17 protein-coding genes are annotated in these 17,892 nt (G+C 64.7%); 10 read left to right on the top strand and 7 right to left on the bottom strand.

Annotated elements, in window-relative coordinates; all coding sequences use genetic code 11:
- Position 1: 1 nt before the first annotated feature.
- Positions 2-1,108 (bottom strand): amino acid ABC transporter permease, encoded by a 1,107-nt coding sequence (locus tag JJC00_RS27820; RefSeq protein ID WP_200469043.1) that lies wholly within the window; start codon positions 1,106-1,108, stop codon positions 2-4.
- Between the two features lie 2 nt (positions 1,109-1,110).
- On the bottom strand, positions 1,111-2,298 hold the full coding sequence (locus JJC00_RS27825; RefSeq protein WP_200469044.1) for an amino acid ABC transporter permease: 1,188 nt from the start codon (positions 2,296-2,298) through the stop codon (positions 1,111-1,113).
- Positions 2,299-2,384: 86 nt separating this feature from the next.
- Here JJC00_RS27825 and JJC00_RS27830 point away from each other — a divergent pair, with 86 nt between their 5' ends.
- From JJC00_RS27830 to JJC00_RS27845, 4 genes are all read left to right on the top strand, one after another.
- Complete coding sequence (locus JJC00_RS27830; protein ID WP_200469045.1) at positions 2,385-3,257, top strand: MurR/RpiR family transcriptional regulator; 873 nt, start codon at positions 2,385-2,387, stop codon at positions 3,255-3,257.
- Between the two features lie 3 nt (positions 3,258-3,260).
- A complete protein-coding gene (locus tag JJC00_RS27835) occupies positions 3,261-4,610 on the top strand; it encodes an aspartate aminotransferase family protein (RefSeq protein ID WP_200469046.1) in 1,350 nt (449 codons plus the stop codon).
- A 12-nt stretch (positions 4,611-4,622) separates the two neighbouring features.
- The gene (locus JJC00_RS27840; RefSeq protein ID WP_200469047.1) at positions 4,623-5,636 is read left to right on the top strand and encodes an amino acid ABC transporter substrate-binding protein; all 1,014 of its coding nucleotides are present in this window, start codon (positions 4,623-4,625) and stop codon (positions 5,634-5,636) included.
- A 146-nt stretch (positions 5,637-5,782) separates the two neighbouring features.
- Positions 5,783-6,433 carry an arylsulfatase gene (locus JJC00_RS27845; protein WP_200469048.1) on the top strand — a complete coding sequence of 217 codons (651 nt, stop codon included), beginning with the start codon at positions 5,783-5,785 and terminating at the stop codon, positions 6,431-6,433.
- Here the strand turns inward: JJC00_RS27845 and JJC00_RS27850 are convergent.
- Positions 6,430-7,077 carry a TetR/AcrR family transcriptional regulator gene (locus JJC00_RS27850; protein WP_200469049.1) on the bottom strand — a complete coding sequence of 216 codons (648 nt, stop codon included), beginning with the start codon at positions 7,075-7,077 and terminating at the stop codon, positions 6,430-6,432. The two genes, JJC00_RS27845 and JJC00_RS27850, sit on opposite strands and share 4 nt — an antisense overlap.
- A 155-nt stretch (positions 7,078-7,232) precedes the next feature.
- Between JJC00_RS27850 and JJC00_RS27855 the strand changes: the two genes are divergently transcribed.
- The 5 genes from JJC00_RS27855 to JJC00_RS27875 all read left to right on the top strand — a co-directional run bounded on the left by JJC00_RS27855 (position 7,233) and on the right by JJC00_RS27875 (position 12,010).
- Positions 7,233-7,442 (top strand): ferredoxin, encoded by a 210-nt coding sequence (locus JJC00_RS27855; protein WP_200469050.1) that lies wholly within the window; start codon positions 7,233-7,235, stop codon positions 7,440-7,442.
- 78 nt (positions 7,443-7,520) lie between these two features.
- Complete coding sequence (locus JJC00_RS27860; RefSeq protein ID WP_200469051.1) at positions 7,521-8,741, top strand: cytochrome P450; 1,221 nt, start codon at positions 7,521-7,523, stop codon at positions 8,739-8,741.
- Positions 8,742-8,774: 33 nt separating this feature from the next.
- Positions 8,775-10,097 carry an MFS transporter gene (locus JJC00_RS27865; RefSeq protein WP_200469052.1) on the top strand — a complete coding sequence of 441 codons (1,323 nt, stop codon included), beginning with the start codon at positions 8,775-8,777 and terminating at the stop codon, positions 10,095-10,097.
- A 3-nt stretch (positions 10,098-10,100) separates the two neighbouring features.
- Positions 10,101-10,760, top strand: coding sequence for a sulfite oxidase-like oxidoreductase (locus tag JJC00_RS27870; protein ID WP_200469053.1), 660 nt, complete (start codon positions 10,101-10,103; stop codon positions 10,758-10,760).
- A 26-nt stretch (positions 10,761-10,786) separates the two neighbouring features.
- The gene (locus JJC00_RS27875) at positions 10,787-12,010 is read left to right on the top strand and encodes a bifunctional alpha/beta hydrolase/OsmC family protein (RefSeq protein WP_200469054.1); all 1,224 of its coding nucleotides are present in this window, start codon (positions 10,787-10,789) and stop codon (positions 12,008-12,010) included.
- Between the two features lie 4 nt (positions 12,011-12,014).
- Here the strand turns inward: JJC00_RS27875 and JJC00_RS27880 are convergent, their stop codons facing one another.
- The gene (locus JJC00_RS27880) at positions 12,015-13,445 is read right to left on the bottom strand and encodes a PLP-dependent aminotransferase family protein (RefSeq protein ID WP_200474260.1); all 1,431 of its coding nucleotides are present in this window, start codon (positions 13,443-13,445) and stop codon (positions 12,015-12,017) included.
- Positions 13,446-13,546: 101 nt separating this feature from the next.
- Between JJC00_RS27880 and JJC00_RS27885 the strand changes: the two genes are divergently transcribed.
- Positions 13,547-14,461: a DMT family transporter gene (locus tag JJC00_RS27885; RefSeq protein ID WP_200469055.1), complete on the top strand. Its 915-nt coding sequence runs from the start codon at positions 13,547-13,549 to the stop codon at positions 14,459-14,461.
- Here JJC00_RS27885 and JJC00_RS27890 read toward each other — a convergent pair.
- Genes JJC00_RS27890 through paaK form a run of 3 tightly spaced genes read right to left on the bottom strand, consistent with a single transcriptional unit; the run spans position 14,440 to position 17,889 of the window.
- A complete protein-coding gene (locus JJC00_RS27890) occupies positions 14,440-15,498 on the bottom strand; it encodes a YeeE/YedE family protein (RefSeq protein WP_200469056.1) in 1,059 nt (352 codons plus the stop codon). The two genes, JJC00_RS27885 and JJC00_RS27890, sit on opposite strands and share 22 nt — an antisense overlap.
- Positions 15,499-15,500: 2 nt before the next feature.
- Entirely contained in the window at positions 15,501-16,505 is a 1,005-nt protein-coding gene (locus tag JJC00_RS27895) for a quinone oxidoreductase family protein (protein WP_200469057.1), read from the bottom strand.
- Positions 16,506-16,557: 52 nt separating this feature from the next.
- Positions 16,558-17,889, bottom strand: coding sequence for a phenylacetate--CoA ligase PaaK (paaK, locus tag JJC00_RS27900; RefSeq protein WP_200469058.1), 1,332 nt, complete (start codon positions 17,887-17,889; stop codon positions 16,558-16,560).
- Positions 17,890-17,892 lie beyond the last annotated feature (3 nt).

Below are 17,892 nucleotides of genomic sequence, written 5' to 3' on the forward strand. Positions count from 1 at the left end.
CTCACCTCGCGCTCGCCGCCTCCAGGCTGCGGCTATAGCGCGACATCGCAAAGCAGAAGACGAAATAGATCGCGGCGACGAAGATATAGACCTCAACCGAAAACTGCTGCCAGGCCGGATCGATGATCGCAGTCTTGGCCGTGGTGAGCAGGTCGAAGATGCCGATGATCAGGACCAGGCTGGTATCCTTGAAGAAGGCGATGAAGGTGTTGACCAGCGGCGGAATGACGTGGCGGATCGCCTGCGGCAGGACGACCAGCCGGTGCTTGCGCCAGTAGGACAGCCCCAGCGCGTCGGCAGCCTCATATTGCCCACGCGGCACGGCCTGGAGGCCGCCACGGATGACTTCGGCCAGATAGGCGCCCGCGAACAGGATGATCGCGATCTGCGCCCGCAAAAGCTTGTCGATGTTGAATCCGCTGGGCATGAACAGCGGGAACATGACGCTCGCCATGAACAGCAGGCTCACCAGCGGCACGCCGCGGATCAGCTCGACATAGAGCACGCTCAGCGAGCGGATCGCCGGCAGTTTTGAGCGCCGGCCGAGCGCAACCAAAATGCCGAGCGGGAAACCGAACGCCAGTCCGAACGTCGCCAGGATCAATGTCACCGGCAACCCGCCCCAACGATCCTGCGAGACGAAGGACAACCCGAACACGCCGCCCCACATCAGCACGCTGATCAGCGCGAGCGCGCCGATCCAGAGATAGGCCAATTCGCGCCGCCATAGCGCGCGGCGCGTGGAGAGATAGAACAGCGCGATGAACAGGACGACCGACAGCGCCGGCCGCCACTGCTCGTCGAATGGATAGGTGCCGAACAGGATGAAGCGGTATTTCTCGGGGATGATGGCCCAACAGGCGCCCAGGCCGCGCACCGCCTTGCATGCGCTGGAATCGTTCGTCGGCGTGAGCCAGACCGCGTTCGCAAGGCCCCACTGCACGAAGCTGATCACGCCCTTCGCCTGCACCGCCAGCAGGACGATTGTAAGAATGCCGTTGGGGATCGACGAGAACAGATTGGTGCGCAACCAGCGCAGCACCGGATTGCCGATTTGCGGAGGGCGGGCGGCACGCGGCAGGTCCGGCATGTCAGTGATCGCCGTCATGGTCAGCGCTCCGACAGCGCGATGCGCGCATTGAACCAGTTCATGAAGAAGCTGATGCCAAGACTGATGGTGAGGAAGACAGCCATGATCAGCGAGATCGCCTCGATCGCCTGCCCGGTCTGGTTCAGCGTGGTGTTGGCAATCGAGACCACGTCCTGGTAGCCGATCGCGACCGCTAGCGAGGAGTTCTTGGTCAAATTGAGATACTGGCTCGTCATCGGCGGCACGATCACGCGCAGCGCCTGTGGCAGGATGATCTGCCGCAGCATGAAGCTGCGGCGCAGGCCGAGTGCGCTGGCGGCATCCCACTGTCCGCGCGGCACCGACTGGATGCCGCTGCGCACGATCTCGGCGATGAAGGCCGAGGTGTAGGTCACGAGCGCAATCAGCAGCGCGAAATATTCCGGCGCAAGCGTCAACCCGCCGACGAAGTTGAAGCCGCGCAGCTCCGGCCATTCGATCTTCCAGGGCACGCCAAGCGACAGCGACACCGCCGCTGGCAGTACCACGATGAGGCCGAGCGCAAAAGGCCATGCCGGCCGCAGCTTGCCGTCACGCATCTGCTGCGCGACCAGCCATCGCTGAATGACATAGAACACGACGCAGCCCAGCACGGCGGTGCCGAGCACCCAGAGCTGCGCTGAGCCCACCGGGATCGCCGGCAGGATCAGACCGCGATTGGAGAGAAAGACGCCATCGACCGGCCGCCACGCCGCACGCGCGGCCGGCAACGCCTGCATCAGCACGTACCAGAACAGCAGCTGAAGCAGCAGCGGGATGTCGCGCAGGACTTCGACATAGACGGCGGCGAGCCGTGACAGCAGCCAGTTCGCCGACAGCCGCGATATGCCGATCAGTGTACCGAGAATGGTCGCGAGCACGACGCCGATCACGGCGACGCGCAGCGTATTGGCGAGGCCGACGACGAAGGCCCAGAGATAGCTGTCTCTCGGACTGTACGCGAGCAGGCTGTCGGCGATCGGCATGCCGGCCTCGCGGCCGAGAAAGGCAAAGCCCGTGGTGATGCGGCGAGCCGAGAGGTTGGTGACGGTATTGGACCAGAGGAAGACGACGACGGCGACCGCGATGCCGACCACCAGCACCTGCCAGAACAGGCCCTTCAATTCGTTTGGCCCGAGCGCGCCAAAAAAGCTGCGGCGGGGCGGCGGCCTGGGGTCATCTGAGGTCACGGCACAAAAATCCTTCCTGAAACAGCGATTTCCGGCGGCGCACGTCAACTGTTGCACCAATCCAATAACCGTGCAACAAATGTTTCATGGCCGAGCCCGCGAAATCCTCGCCCCTGAGCGAACTGCGCATTGCACTGCCATCGCTCCCCCTGCGCTTGCAGGAGGTCGGGCGTTTCGTCGCAGCCAATGACTACGACGCCACGACCCGTTCGATGCGTGATCTCGCGGCGGAAGCCGGCGCCGATCCCGCCGCGTTCACGCGCCTTGCGAAGGCCATCGGCTATTCCGGCTGGGACGAGTTACGCGCTGCACTGACCGAGGCGCGGCGGCCATCGCAGATCTCACCCTTCTCGGCGCGCGCCAAAGGCCGCCGCCACGGCCCGAACGCCGATGTCGCGCTTATCTCCGACAAGCTCGAAGCCGAGGCCGCGGGCCTGCCGCGCATCTCCGCCCACGCGATTGCGAACGCGGCCCGCACCCTCCACGATGCAAAACGGATCTGGATCACCGGCTATCGCAGCTGCCGCAGCGTCGCGGAGTTGTTGAATTACGAGCTCCGGCTGTTCCGGCCCGAACAGGTGCAGATCGTCGGCGCGTCCGGCCCTGACGATCTCGATCTCGGCGCGTTCCGCCCCGGCGAGGCCGTGATCGTCATCGGCTTCATGCCCTACACCAATGCCAGCGTCCGCGTCGCGCAGGCCGCCTATCGCGCCGGCGCGACGCTGATCGCAATCGCCGACAGCGTGGCAGCGCCGATGGCCGAGGGCGCCGACCACGTGCTGCTGTTCGAAGCCGCATCCTCACCGGGCTTCTTCCCGAGCCTCACCGGCGCGCTCGCGATTGCGCAATCGCTGGCGGCGGTGACGTTCTCGCTCGGCGGCACGGCCGCCAAGAAGCGGCTCCAGGATACCGAGGCCCGGCTCGCCGCGGCCTCCACCTACGTTTCAGAGAAAGGTTGACCCATGAGCATCCGCACCAGCCGCGTGCTGCATCGCTCGTTGCGTGAGACGCCGCCCAAGGCAATCGGCGGCGAGGGCGTCTATCTCTTTGCCGAGGACGGACGCCGTGTGATTGATGCCTCGGGCGGCGCGGCGGTCTCGTGCCTCGGGCATCAGCATCCGCGCGTCATCGCGGCAATGGCGAAGCAGGCCTCGACGCTCGCCTATGCCCACACCGCCTTCTTCTCCTCCGAGCCGGCCGAGGCACTCGCCGAAACGCTGGTCGGTCACGAGCCCGGCGGTCTCGCCTACGCCTATTTCGTCAGCGGCGGATCGGAGGCGATCGAGGCCAGCATCAAGCTCGCGCGACAATATTTCATCGAGCGCGGCGAGCCGCAGCGGCAGCATTTCATCGCGCGGCGGCAGAGCTATCACGGCAACACGCTCGGCGCGCTCGCCGCCGGCGGCAACGCCTGGCGCCGCGCGCCGTATGCGCCCCTGCTCTCGGCCGCATTTAGCCATGTGACGCCAGCGTTTGCCTATCACGAGAAGCACGACGGCGAGTCCGACGCGCAGTTCGTGGCGCGGCTTGCCGCGGAGCTCGAGGCCGAGTTCCAGCGCCTTGGCCCGGATACCGTCGCGGCGTTCCTCGCCGAGCCCGTCGTCGGCGCCACCGCCGGTGCGGTGGCGGCGCCGGACGGATACTTCAAAGCGGTGCGAGAGATCTGCGACCGGCACGGCGCCCTCCTCATCCTCGACGAGGTCATGAGTGGCATGGGCCGCACTGGCACCACGCACGCCTGGGAGCAGGAAGGTATCGCACCCGATATCCAGGCGATCGCCAAGGGGCTCGGCGGCGGCTACCAGCCGATCGGCGCAATGCTTGCGAGCGGCAAGATCATCGACACCATCCGCTCGGGCTCGGGCGCGTTCCAGCACGGCCATACTTATCTCGCGCACCCCCTCGCCTGCGCGGCTGCACTCGCGGTGCAGGACGTGATCCGGGAGGATAATCTGCTTGAGCAAGTGAAGCAGCGCGGCAAGCAGCTCGAGCAGCGGCTCACCGAGCGCTTCGGCAATCATCGCCATGTCGGCGACATCAGGGGCCGCGGCCTGTTCTGGGCGATCGAGCTCGTCGCCGATCGTGCGACCCGCACCTCATTCGATCCAGCACTCAAGCTGAACCCGAAGATTAAGGCGGAAGCCTTTGCCAAGGGGCTCGGCTGCTATCCGGGCGGCGGCACTGTGGACGGTATCCGCGGCGACCATGTGCTGCTGGCGCCGCCCTATATCGCTTCGGCTGACGAGATCGATCAGATCGTCGACAAGCTCGGCACGGCCGTCGACAACGTGTTGCGTAGTGTCAATCACTGAGGGGAGAGTAGCATGATGAGGAAAGTGGCTATTGCAGCGGGCGTGCTCGCGGCATCGACGGTTGTCGCGCAGGCGGCGACGCTCGACACGGTCAAGAGCCGCGGCACGCTGGTATGCGGCGTCAGCGCGGGCTTTGCCGGCTTCTCGGCACCGGACTCGCAAGGCAATTACAAGGGCCTCGACGTCGATTATTGCCGCGCGCTCGCGGCCGGCGTGCTCGGTGATCCCAACAAGGTGCGTTACGTTTCGCTGACCGCGCAGAATCGCTTCACTGCGCTGCAATCAGGCGAGATCGACGTGCTCTACCGCAATTCCACGCAGACTTACTTGCGCGGCGTCACGCTGGGCCTGCGGCAGGGACCGATCAACTTCTACGACGGCCAGGGCTTTGTCGTGAAGAAGGACCTCGGCGTGAAGGAGCTGAAGGACCTCAAGGGCGCCACCGTTTGCGTTGCGCAAGGCACCACGCATGAGGTCACACTCGGCGATTACGGGCGCGCCAACGGCATCGACTGGAAGCCGCTGGTGTTCGACCGGGTCGACACCATGTATCAGACCTTCTTCGGTGGCCGTTGCGATGCCATGACCCAGGACGCCTCCGCGCTTGCCGGTGCCGTGACCACCGCAGCGCCGAACCCCGCCGACTACGTCGTGCTGCCGCAGACCATCAGCAAGGAGCCGCTCGGGCCCTTCACCCGCAACGGCGACGAGGTCTGGAGCGACATCATCACCTGGCTGCATTACGGCCTGATCGAAGCCGAGGAGCTCGGCGTGACGCAGGCCAATGTCGACGAGATGACGAAGTCGCAGACGCCCGCGATCCAGCGGCTATTGGGCGCCTCCGGCGATCTCGGCTCGCGGCTTGGGCTCGACAACAAATGGTTGGCCACCGCGATCAAGGCCACCGGGAATTACGGCGAGATCTACGAGCGCAATGTCGGCAAGGCGAGCCCGCTCAAGCTCGAGCGCGGCCTCAACGGCCTCTGGAGCAAGGGCGGCTTGATGTACGCGCTGCCGTTCAAGTAGACACACACGTATGTCCCGGACGCGCTGCAGCGTGCAACGCTGCTGCGCTGAGCCGGGACCCAGCGGCCACGATGGGCCCCGGCTCTGCAGCGCAATACTGCGCATTGCGCTGCGTCCGGGGCACGAGACCTAGGTACTCACATTCAATGACAAAGCCCCCTCGCATCGCCCTGATCCACGCCCTCAAGCATTCCATCGCCCCGATCGAGGCGGCGTTCGCTAAGGCGTGGCCGGCGGCGCGGCTGATGAACCTGCTCGACGACAGCCTGTCGGCGGATCTGGCGCGCGGCGGCACGCTCAACGATGCCATGACCGAGCGCTTCCTCGCGCTCGGCGATTATGCGGCCGCGACCGGGGCGAACGCGATCCTGTTCACCTGCTCGGCCTTCGGTCCCTGCATCGAGGCGGTCGCGCGGGCGCATGCGCCGATGCTGGTGCTGAAGCCGAACGAAGCCATGATCGAACGGGCCGTGACGATGGGCAAGAAGATCGGCCTGCTCTCGACCTTTCCACCGACGCTGGTCTCGATGCCGCCGGAGTTTCCGGCCTCCGTCCAAATCGTACCGAAGCTTGCCGAGGGTGCACTGGCTGCACTCGATCGCGGCGACCGCGCTATGCATGACCGGCTGATCGTCGAGGCGTCAAAGGATTTGCGTGATTGCGACGTCATCGCGCTGGCCCAGTTCAGCATCGCGTCAACCGCTCCGCTCGTCGCGGAAGCCACCAGCCGCCCCGTCGTGACGACCCCGGATAGCGCGGTCGAAAAGCTGATGAAGTTGCTGAAGGCGAAGGCTTAAGCGCCCGCCTTCTTACGACGCTGCGCATCCCTGATCGCGACGACGAGCGCCGCCTTCGTCTCGTTCACAAAATCCTCGACCAGTTCCTCGCGCGTGGCATGCGCGGCCTCGCCGGTGAACAGGCCCTGCTCGGCCAGCATCACGACGCCGTGCAGTGCGGCCCAAATCTTGAGCGCTTGCCGCTCGCGCAGATAGCCGACCGCGGGCGCCTCCAAGGCTTCGATCACGAGGGCGAAAGTTTCGCGCGTGGCTTCGTGCAGTTCGCTTCCCTTGGCAGCGCACGACACGGTGCGGGACGCGAACATCAAGCGGTAGATGCCATTGCGGCGCAGACCGAAATCAAGCGTTGCCTGTGCCAGTCGCGACAGTTTTGATTGCCTGGACGGCTTTGCCATCGCATCGCGAAGGATCGCGCTGAGCTGCCGGAACGCCTCCGCTGTCACCGCCGCCAGCAGCGCCTCGCGATCGGCGAAATGCCGATACGGCGCTGGTTGCGAGACGCCGAGCTGCTTTGCCAGCGCCTTGATGCTGATCGCCTCGGCGCCGCCCTGCTCAGCCTCGCGTAACGCAGCCTTGATCAAGGCGTCGCGGAGATCGCCATGGTGGTAGGTGTTCTCGGGCTTGCGAGCGAGTTGTGAACGCATGTTACGGCGAAGCCTATAAGTTTGCGCTTGACAGGGGAAGCTTGTCGCGAATGTAATAGCATATAACTTAGAATATGCGGCAAATGCCGCAGATAATATTGACAAGAGGAGCGCGCCGCCCTTCGGGCCACGCGCATACGACCGAGGGAGCCGCAATGGCAGAACGACTGAAAGTTCATGTCGATCCCGACAAATGCCAGGGTCACGCGCGTTGCAAGGCGCTGGCGCCGGAGCTGTTCGAGCTCGATGAATACGGCAACGCCCACGAGGCCGGAGACGGCACGGTTCCGCCGGGCCTCGAAGGCAAGGCCTGGCTTGCCAAATCCAACTGCCCGGAAATCGCGATCGATGTGATCGAGGAGTAGCGCGGCCCCTGCCCGCGCGCCTTCGCGTGCCTTCAGCGAACACGAGCCCCAAGGGGATTTTCAAGGGATTTTTCTGCCATGTCCGACGTCAGCCAGCCCGCCGCTCATCCGCCCGTGACCGACTGGGTCAACGACTTCGACCACACCGATCCGCAATGGACGGATGATCCCTTCCCGATCTGGGAAGAGCTGCGCGCCGCGAGCCCGGTCGTGCATACCGAGCGCTTCCTCGGCTGCTACATGCCGACGACCTATGAGGCGGTGCGCGAGATCGCCAACGACACCGAGCATTTTTCGTCGCGCCGCATCATCGTCCGCGACGTGCGTCCCGAGGTCGCGAGGAATGCGGCGCCGCCGATCACCTCCGATCCGCCGGTGCACAAGCCAGCCAAGCAATTGCTGCTGCCGCCCTTCACCCCGGATGCGATGAAGAAGCTCGAGCCGCGGATGCGCGCGATCTGCAACGAGCTGATCGACGGGTTCATCACCGACGGCAAGGTCGACGCAGCCGCGCGTTACAGCAAATACATCCCGGTTCAGGCGATCGCACACATGCTCGGCATTCCCGAGAGCGACAGCGATCTCTTCATCAACTGGATCCACATGATCCTGGAGCTCGGCATCAAGGACGAGAATAAGCTGCTGCAGGCAGTGCAGGAGATGAGCGACTATTTCAGGGCGCAGATCGAGGAGCGTAGGTCGAAGCCGACTGACGACCTGATCTCCTACCTCATGAATGCCAAGGACAAGGAAGGCCAGCCGCTGGAGGAGTCGCACGTGCTGGGCTCGCTGCGGCTGCTCCTGATCGCCGGCATCGATACCACCTGGAGCGCGATCGGCTCCTCGCTCTGGCATCTCGCCCGGACGCCAGCCGACCGCGAGCGGCTGATCGCCGAGCCCGGGTTGATCCCGATCGCCGTGGAGGAGCTGCTGCGGGCCTATTCGCCGGTGACCATGGCCCGCGAGGTCGTCAAGGAGACCACGATCTCGGGCTGCCCGGTCAAGGCGGGCAATATGGTGCTGCTGTCCTTCCCGGCCGCCAACCGCGATCCCAAAATGTTTCCCGACGCTGACAAGGTCGTGATCGACCGGCGGGAGAATCGCCATGCCGCCTTTGGCCTCGGCATCCACCGCTGCGTCGGTTCCAATCTCGCACGCATGGAGATGCAGGTTGCGCTGGAGGAGTGGCTGAAGCGGATCCCGGACTTCCGGCTTGATCCGGCAGGCACCGTGACCTGGTCGCAGGGCACGGTGCGGGGCCCCCGCCAGTTGCCATTTTTGCTCGGAAAGGCGATGTAGGCGCCCAGACATAGGATTTCTGGGAGGCCGGACGTGACAGAGCAAGCAATCAAACCGGCCTCCGACCGCATTGACATCGCCGACGCCGAGCGCCGGATCAAGGCGATCTTGATCGGCTCGATCGGTAACCTCGTCGAATGGTACGACTTCTACGCCTATACGGCGTTCGCGCTTTATTTCGCCCCGGCGTTTTTCCCCGGCAACGACCCCGTCGTCCAGCAATTGAACGTCGCCGTGGTGTTCGCGGCGACCTTTCTGATGCGGCCGCTGGGCGGCTGGTTGTTCGGCTATATCGCCGACCATTTCGGGCGGCGGATCTCGCTGACGCTGTCGGTCGTCTTCATGTGCTTCGGTTCGCTGATCATCGCGCTGACGCCGACCTATGCGACGATCGGCTTTGCCGCCCCGCTGATCCTGGCGCTGGCCCGCGTGATCGAGGGCCTCAGCCTCGGCGGCGAATATGGCGCCAGCGCGACCTATCTCAGCGAGGTCGCCGATCCCAAGCATCGCGGCTTCTATTCGAGCTTTCAATACGTCACGCTGATTGGCGGTCAGCTCACCGCGATCATCGTGCTGCTGCTCCTGCAAAAGGTCTTCCTCACGCCCGACGAGCTCAAGACCTGGGGCTGGCGTATCCCGTTCGCGATCGGCGCGGCGCTTGCGATCTTTGCCGCAGTGATGCGGCGCAATCTGCAAGAGACTGAGGTGTTCGAGGAAGCCAGGAAAGTGGTGAAGCCGACCGGCTCAATCACCAATTTGCTGCGCTATCCGCGCGAGCTGCTTTTGGTGGTCGGCCTCACCGCCGGCGGTACCGCGGCGTTCTACACCTTCACCACCTACATGCAGACCTTCGTCAAGCTGTCGGTCGGGCTGACCGAAGACCAGACCACCTTCGTGATCTTCGGCACGCTGATCTTCGCGACCATCCTGCAGCCGATCTATGGCGCGATCTCCGACAGGATCGGCCGCAAGCCGCTGCTGATCTTCTTCGGCGTCGCCGGCACGCTCGCAACCGTGCCGCTCCTGATGACGCTGAAAGAGACCAAATCGCCTTTCATGGCGTTCATCCTGATCTGCGCCGCCTGGCTGTTCGTCGCCGGCTACACCTCGATCAACGCGGTGGTAAAGGCCGAGTTGTTCCCGACCAACGTCCGCGCCCTCGGCGTCGGCCTGCCCTATGCCATCACGGTCTCGATCTTCGGCGGCACGGCGCCGGCGATCGCGCTCTATTTCAAGAGCATCGGGCACGAGGAATGGTTCTACTATTATCTCGCCGGCGTGATCTGCCTGTCGCTGATCATCTACTCCACCATGCGCGACACCAAAACTGCCTCCGCGATGCATCGCCACGAGTAGCTCATGGCCGACGAGACACCATCAGATAGCAAGCTGACACGCACCAAGGAGAAATGGGCGCGCGAAGGCCGCTTTCTCTCCGGCAAGATCGTGCGTCCGGAAGACCAACGCCTACCGCCGGGCCAGCACCTGACCAAGGATTGGCCGGTGCTCGATCTCGGCGTCATGCCGCCCGTGTCGCGCGATCGCTGGCGGCTCGACGTCTACGGCGCGATCGAAAATCCCGTGTTCTGGACTTATGCCGAGTTCGCGGCGCAGAAGCAGGACCGGTTCACCTCCGACGTCCATTGCGTGACGACCTGGTCGCGTTACGACAATGAGTGGGAAGGGCTCGCGACGCGCGAGCTGCTCGCCGCCTGCCAGCCGCGTGACGATGCGCGCTTCGTCGTACTGCACTCCTACGATGGCTACACCACCAACCTTGCGCTGGAAGACTTTGCAGCCGAGGACGCGCTGCTCGCCCATAGCTGGTCAGGGCAGCCGCTGTCGGACGAGCATGGCGGCTCGGTGCGGCTTGTCGTGCCGCATCTCTATTTCTGGAAGAGTGCCAAATGGCTCCAGGCGATCGAATTTGTGACCGAGGATGCGCCGGGCTTTTGGGAAGTCCGCGGCTATCATAACCGCGGCGATCCCTGGGCCGAGCAGCGCTATTCGGCCGACTAGGGTCAAGCAAGAACGGGGGGAAGCCCATGCCGACGGAACGCTTTCTATTCACCGGCGAAGGCGGTCATCAGCTCGCGGCGGCGCTGGAGCTGCCGGATGGCGAGCCCGTAGCTTTCGCGCTGTTCGCGCACTGCTTCACCTGCGGCAAGGACACGCTCGCCGCCAAACGCATCTCGGTCGCGCTCGCGGCCAGGGGCATAGCGGTGCTGCGCTTCGACTTCACCGGGCTCGGCTCCAGCGAAGGCGATTTTGCCAATTCGACGTTCTCCTCCAACATCGCCGACCTCGTCCGTGCCGCCGATCATCTGCGTGCAACCCGCAAGGCGCCATCGATCCTGATCGGCCACAGCCTTGGCGGCGCCGCGATCCTGGCGGCGGCCGGAAAGATTCCGGAGGCCAAGGCAGTCGCGACCATCGCGGCGCCGTCCGATCCCGCTCACGTCACCGGTCTCTTCAAAGAGCATCTCGACAACATCCGCACGCAGGGGGAAGTCGAAGTCTCGCTCGCGGGCCGCCCGTTCCGGATCAAGCGCGAATTCCTCGACGACGTCGTCGAGCACCGGCTGATGAACGACGTCACGGGCCTGCACAAAGCGCTGCTGGTAATGCATTCGCCGGTCGACGATACCGTCGGCATCGACAATGCGACCAAGATCTTCGTTGCGGCGAAGCACCCCAAGAGCTACGTCTCGCTCGACCATGCGGATCATCTGCTGACGAAACCAGCGGACGCGCTTTACGCGGCAGACGTGATCGCGGCCTGGGTCAGCCGATATGTTGATACGGCAAAGCCTGCGAAGGCGATGGATCTCGCCGAAGAACCTCGCAAGGTGGTGGTGCAGGAGACCCGCAAGAGCAAGTTCAACCAGATCGTCACCGTTGGGCCGCATCATCTCGTTGCGGACGAACCGGTCGCCGCCGGCGGTGAGGATGCCGGTCCCGGGCCTTATGACTTCCTGCTCGCCGGTCTCGGCGCCTGCACCTCCATGACCATGCGCCTCTATGCCGATCGCAAGTCGCTGCCGCTCGACCGCGTCACCGTCACGCTGAAGCATTCCAAAATCTACGCCAAGGACTGCGCGGAGTGCGAGACGCGGGACGGCATGCTCGACCAGATCGAGCGCGACATCGCAATCGACGGTGCGCTCGACGCCGAGCAGCGCAAGAAGCTGATGGAGATCGCCGACAAATGTCCGGTGCACCGGACGTTGACCTCGGAGATCCGCATCGTCACCAAGGCGGTGGACTAGCGCGCTAGAAGCACGACGCCATCGCGCGCACCGCTGCGCTGATCTCGCTCTCGCGCCAGGCCGCGAAGCCGAGCAAGAGACCATGATCGCGCGGCTTGCCCAGCGCCAGGCTGGATAGAGCGCGCGTTTCAACGCCTTTATTGACCAGCCGCTTCACCGCCGCCTGATCGGCACGACCGCGCTTGAGACGAGCCACGAGCTGGATGCCACCCGATGGCACCTCGACGGCCAGGACCTCGCCGAGATGACGCTCCAGTCCCTCGACCAGATGATCGCGCCGCGCATGGTAGAGCCGGCGCATCCGGCGCAGATGCGCCAGGAAATGCCCGTCGGCGATGAACTCGGCCAGCGCTTCCTGGATGTGGCTGGAAGCGATCAGCCCGATGTGCCGCTGTGCGATCTCGAATGTGCTGACCAGCGCCGGTGGCACGACGAGATAGCCGAGCCGGATATCCGACGTCATCGCCTTCGAGAACGTGCCGACATAGAACACGCGGCCATGGCCATCGAGCCCCTGCAAGGCCGGCACCGGCCGGCTGTCATAGTGGAATTCACCGTCGTAATCGTCCTCGACGATCCAGGTCTTGCCGGGCCTGCTGAGCCGAAGAAACTCGGTGCGGCGGGCCAGCGCCATCAGCCGTCCGGTAGGATGCTGGTGCGACGGCGTCATGAAAACGAGTTTGGGCGCGGCCATTCCCGGCATCAGCTGCATGCCCTGCTCGTCCAGCCTGATGCCGGTCACGCGCGCGCCAGACGCGCGGAAGGCGGCCGCGGCGCCGGGATAGCCGGGATCCTCGACCCAGACATCGTCACCGGACGAGACGAGCACAGCGGCAATCAAGGTCAGCGCGGCCTGCGCACTGGGCAGGATCATGATCTGGTTCGCCGTCGCGCCGACGCCTCTGCTGGTCGCGAGATAATGCGCCAGCGCCTTGCGCAGGCGGCTCCGGTTGACCGGACCAAGCTCGCGCCTGGCGGCGCGCACGGCGCTGCGGCGCAGGCAGCGCGCCCAGACCTCGGTCGGAAATTCCCTGAAATCACCATGCCCCGGACGCAACGGTTTGAGCGGAGCCTGATAGGACATCGGCCAGTCCGTCTGCTTGAGCTGCGAAGCCCAAGGCGAGAGCTGCGGCCTGGTGGAGCGAACGCGCGAAGTAACGGCGCCTGCTCCTTCGATGCGCTCGGCACCATCGACCGTCACCACAGGACGACGTCCGCGCGACGCCTCCAGATATCCCTCGGCGGCGAGCTGCTCGAACGCATAGGTGACGGTGTTGCGCGAGACGCCGAGATCGCTCGCAAGCCGGCGGCTCGACGGCAGCGCGCGGCCTTTGGCGAGGCGGCCGGTTGCGATCAGCTTTCGGAGCTGGCTTGTCAGCTGAGCCACCAACCCTTCTTCGTCGGTCCGGCTCAGATCGATCAGACCAGAGATCATGCTTTCGGAAACTGGCACCCTATTCCTGTCCTATCTGGCACTTTTTCAGGTGCCAGCCGGGATGCTATCTGGCGGACTGGACTGCTTCAAGGACCTCCGACATGAACTCACTGTCTCCCCGCACGGCCATCGGCCTGTTTCTCATCGTCGTGCTGGCCTGGGGCGTGAACTGGTCGATAACGAAGCAGCTCGTGCAATTCCTTCCGCCACTGTGGACTTCAGCGATCCGGAGCTGGATCGCACTGGCCGGATTGTTCGTGATCCTCGGACTGAGCAATAATCTGGTGATCCCGGAGCGGCGCGACATTCCAGTGGTCCTGAGCGTGGCGTTGCTGCACATGACGGCGTTCTCGGTCCTGGTTGCGGCCGGTGTGCGCTTCCTGCCCGCGAGCAAGGCCATCGTGCTCGGCTACACCACGCCGCTCTGGGTCGCGATCGCAGCACCTTTGCTCGGGAAGGACACGCTCACGGCGCCAAAGCTCGCAGGCGCGCTACTCGGGCTGATCGGCCTTGCCGTGATCCTGAACCCGGCATCGATCGACTGGACCAATGCGAACGTCGTGCTCGGCGCCGGCATGGTGATCCTGGCCGCGATTTCCTGGGCCGCGAACATCATCTATATCCATGCGCATCGCTGGATCGCCTCCCCGCTCCAGCTCCTGATCTGGCAGGTGCTCGTGGCAACGATCGTGCTGACGGGATCCGCGCTGATCGCGGATGGCCTGCCGCATGCGGAATGGTCGTGGCGGCTCGTGCTGCTGTTCCTGTACTCCGGCCTGATCGGGACCGCGCTGGCCTATTGGGCGATGTCGATGGTCAACAAGAGCATCTCGGCGCTGACGACCTCGCTCGGCACCACCGGGACGCCGCTCGTCGGGATCGCCAGTGCAGCCATCCTGCTGGGTGAGCCCATCGACATCAGCCTGGCCGTTGCGGCCGGACTGATTATCGCCGGTATTGGCCTTGCGACGCTGGGCGATCGGCTGCTACGCCGTCAGGCCACCGCAAGCGGCTGAACACGGAGTGCACCGCGCAGGCCGGCCGCCGTGCCGAGCAGGATGCCGGCGACCGCAATGAACGAGCCCAGCGCGAGCGTCGACATGCCCGTGAGCCCCAGCCCGATCGAGCAGCCAAACGCCATCACGCCGCCGATGCCCATCAGCGCGGCGCCACCGGCCGAGCGCAGCATGTGGCGCGGCGAGGAATAGCCTTCGAGATGGAAGCGGCTTGTGGTGAGCGCAGTCACCAGGCTACCGGCGAAGACGCCGGCAACGGTCGCGATGCCGAAGTTCAGCGTCAGGCCGGTCGAGAGCATCGCGTATTGCAGGCTATCGGCGATTGGCGCGATGAAGGTGAGCGAGGTCACCGGGACCGGGTTAAAATCATCAGCACCAAGATAGCCGGTGACGTACCAGCCACCGGCGACCAGCAGACCGACGATGGTGCCCGCCGCGATCTGGCCCGGCGAGCGGCGGAACGCCGGATGGGCAAAGGCAAACAGGATCAGCGCGATGACGATCGCGGCCGCGGAGAGCACACGAGAAAAAGCTTCACCAAGACCAAGCGTCGCCAACAGTGTGGGCAGCGAATTGGCGCTGACCGTCGTTTGAGAAGTCTGGACCAGCGCAATGCGCGCCGGCGCGATCAGGCCTTTGAGTGTCATTTGCGCGGCAACGGCGAGCACGACTACGACGACGAAGGAGCGGAGATTGCCGCGACCGAGCAGCACCAGCGCGCGCGAGCCGCAGCCGTTCGACAGCACCATGCCATAGCCAAACAGCAGGCCGCCGAAAAACAATACCGGTGCCGAAAAGGTCGACTGCAGGTAGATCGACTTGCCGAGGTCGACCATGCCATTTGCGGCGAGGAACTGGCTCGCGGCAATCGCCACCGCAACCGCCAACGCATAGCTTCGCACCAGCCGCCCGTCCCCCTCTGCCAGCCATCCGCGCATGCTGCTCATCAGGCAGAAGCCGCTGAGCAGGCCGACAGCGCCATAAACCAGTCCAATGACGAGGCCGGCGAGGATGACGAGTTGGGCGGGCGATTCCATGATTACGGCTTCAGGATCACGCGATCCCGCGAGGAGCCGGCGACCGCAACATACGCCTCCTTCGCGCGCTCGAGCGGATAGATCGCATTCGCGTTGATCGGGAACGGCTTCAGCTGGCCGCCCGCAAAGCCCGGCCCGAGATCGTGCAGCACGGCGCCCGTTGCGGCCGACGACAGCCCGAGCGTGTCGATGCCGACATAGGTGTGCTGTCCGCGATAGAATTCGAGGATGTTAAACTGCACGATCCGGTCGATCGCGGCGATCAGGATCTGACGGCCGCGCAGCGCGAGCGACTTGTGCGCAGCCTGGAAATAGGGGTCGCCGACCGTGTTGAAGACGATGTCGGCACCCTTGCCGCCGGTCAATTCGCGCACGCGAGTGGCGAGGTCGGTTGCGGAAGCGTCGATGATCTCGATCGGCGCATTGCTGTGGCCTTCATAAGATTCAGCCTTGCGCACCACGCCGACGACGCGCGCGCCCTGCCAGGTCGCGATCTGCACCGCGGCCTGACCGACCTTGCCATTGACGCCGAACACCAGCACGGTCTCGTCGGGCTTCGGAATGCCGGCGCGGCGAAAGCCTTCCATAGCCGTGACGAAGGGCACACCGATGCCGGCAGCCTCCTCCCAGGATACGCTCTTCGGCTTCTCGACCACCGCGTCGGCTTCGACCACGAGATGGCTCGCGTGCGTGCCGTCGCGGCGGATGCCGAGATCACCCGAGGAGCCGAACACCTCGCGGCCGACCGTGCCGGCCGGCCCGTCGATCACCACGCCCGCGTAGTCACGCCCTGGGGTACGCGGGAACACGGCATAGGCCATCAGCCCGGTGGCAGCCTTGACGTCGGACGGGTTGACCGCCGCGGCCTTCACTTCGATCAGGAGATCGTTCGGGCCGCGGGTGAGCGTATGATGCTCGACGACGGGCGCAACCGCAGCCGCGTTCTCGGCTTTGGCATTGAGGCGGACGCAACGCGCCTCGACGGTTATGGTATCGGCTGGCGACATAGATAAGACCCGCGATTTCTCGCGGGCCTTGTCGCCTCTAGGGGCGGTCAAGTCAATCCTTCGGCCGCTTGTCGTAGAGCCGCTTGGCCTTGCCGAGCGAGCGCTCCAGCGTGGCCGGCGCGACCACTTGCACCTTGGAGCTGATCCCGATCGTGTTCTTGATATGCGTCGAGACCCGATCGGCGTGGTCGACGAGACCCCTTCCGTCCCAGCTCTCGGGCCGTGCCTCGGCGATGATAGTCAGCTCGTCCATGCGGCCTTCGCGGGTCAATTCGAGGATAAAGTGGCCACCGCACCAATCGGTCGCGAGCAGAACCTCCTCGATCTGGGTCGGGAACAGATTGACGCCGCGCAGGATGATCATGTCGTCCGAGCGGCCCGTCACCTTCTCCATGCGCCGCATGCCCGGCCGCGCCGTGCCCGGCAGCAGCCGCGTCAGGTCGCGGGTGCGATAGCGGATCACCGGAAAGCCTTCCTTGGTGAGCGAAGTGAAGACCAGCTCGCCCTTCTCGCCGTCGGGCAGCACTGCGCCCGTCTGGGGATCGACCACTTCCGGATAGAAATGGTCTTCCCAGATGTGCAGGCCGTCCTTGATCTCGATGCACTCCTGCGCGACGCCCGGGCCGATCACCTCGGACAAGCCATAGATGTCGGTCGCATCCATGTCGAAGGCGTCCTCGATCTCGCCGCGCATCGCGTTGGTCCAGGGCTCGGCCCCGAAGATGCCGACCTTGAGTGAGCACTGGCGCGGATCGAGCTTCTGACGCTTGAACTCGTCGAGGATCGCCAGCATGTAACTCGGCGTCACCGTGATGATATCAGGGCGGAAGTCGTTGATGAGCTGCACCTGCCGCTCGGTCATGCCGCCCGAGATCGGCACCACAGTGCAGCCGAGCTTTTCAGCGCCGTAATGCACGCCCAACCCGCCGGTGAACAGGCCGTAGCCATAGGCATTGTGGATGATCATGCCAGTGCGGCCGCCGGCCGCGCGGATCGAGCGCGCCATCACCTCCGACCAGGTGTCGATGTCGCGTCGGGTATAGCCGACGACGATCGGCTTGCCCGTCGTGCCGGATGACGCATGCACGCGCACCAGCTTCTCGCGCGGCACGGCGAACATGTTGAACGGGTAGTTGTCGCGGAGATCCGTCTTCACGGTGAACGGAAATTTTGCGAGATCAGCAAGCTCGCGAAAGTCGGACGGATGCACGCCAGCCTTGTCGAAAGCCTTCCGATAGTGCGCGACGTTGTCATAGGCATGCTTCAGCGACCAGGCCAGCCGCTGCTTCTGCAACGCCATGATCTCGTCGCGTGACGCGCGCTCCTGCGCGTCCAACTCGGCCCTATAGACGTGGCCGCCTTCCTTCAGCTTCGTCGAAGCCATGCT

It is taken from the genome of Bradyrhizobium diazoefficiens (assembly GCF_016616885.1).
Lineage (GTDB): Bacteria > Pseudomonadota > Alphaproteobacteria > Rhizobiales > Xanthobacteraceae > Bradyrhizobium > Bradyrhizobium diazoefficiens_F.

Coding starts and splice junctions, on each gene's coding strand:
- JJC00_RS27855 (WP_200469050.1), top strand. CDS start 7,233: ATGGCAGAACGACTGAAAGTTCATGTCGATCCCGACAAATGCCAGGGT.
- JJC00_RS27860 (WP_200469051.1), top strand. CDS start 7,521: ATGTCCGACGTCAGCCAGCCCGCCGCTCATCCGCCCGTGACCGACTGG.
- JJC00_RS27885 (WP_200469055.1), top strand. CDS start 13,547: ATGAACTCACTGTCTCCCCGCACGGCCATCGGCCTGTTTCTCATCGTC.
- JJC00_RS27850 (WP_200469049.1), bottom strand. CDS start 7,077: ATGCGTTCACAACTCGCTCGCAAGCCCGAGAACACCTACCACCATGGC.
- JJC00_RS27840 (WP_200469047.1), top strand. CDS start 4,623: ATGATGAGGAAAGTGGCTATTGCAGCGGGCGTGCTCGCGGCATCGACG.
- JJC00_RS27835 (WP_200469046.1), top strand. CDS start 3,261: ATGAGCATCCGCACCAGCCGCGTGCTGCATCGCTCGTTGCGTGAGACG.
- paaK (WP_200469058.1), bottom strand. CDS start 17,889: ATGGCTTCGACGAAGCTGAAGGAAGGCGGCCACGTCTATAGGGCCGAG.
- JJC00_RS27895 (WP_200469057.1), bottom strand. CDS start 16,505: ATGTCGCCAGCCGATACCATAACCGTCGAGGCGCGTTGCGTCCGCCTC.
- JJC00_RS27870 (WP_200469053.1), top strand. CDS start 10,101: ATGGCCGACGAGACACCATCAGATAGCAAGCTGACACGCACCAAGGAG.
- JJC00_RS27875 (WP_200469054.1), top strand. CDS start 10,787: ATGCCGACGGAACGCTTTCTATTCACCGGCGAAGGCGGTCATCAGCTC.
- JJC00_RS27845 (WP_200469048.1), top strand. CDS start 5,783: ATGACAAAGCCCCCTCGCATCGCCCTGATCCACGCCCTCAAGCATTCC.
- JJC00_RS27830 (WP_200469045.1), top strand. CDS start 2,385: ATGGCCGAGCCCGCGAAATCCTCGCCCCTGAGCGAACTGCGCATTGCA.
- JJC00_RS27880 (WP_200474260.1), bottom strand. CDS start 13,445: ATGATCTCTGGTCTGATCGATCTGAGCCGGACCGACGAAGAAGGGTTG.
- JJC00_RS27820 (WP_200469043.1), bottom strand. CDS start 1,108: ATGACGGCGATCACTGACATGCCGGACCTGCCGCGTGCCGCCCGCCCT.
- JJC00_RS27890 (WP_200469056.1), bottom strand. CDS start 15,498: ATGGAATCGCCCGCCCAACTCGTCATCCTCGCCGGCCTCGTCATTGGA.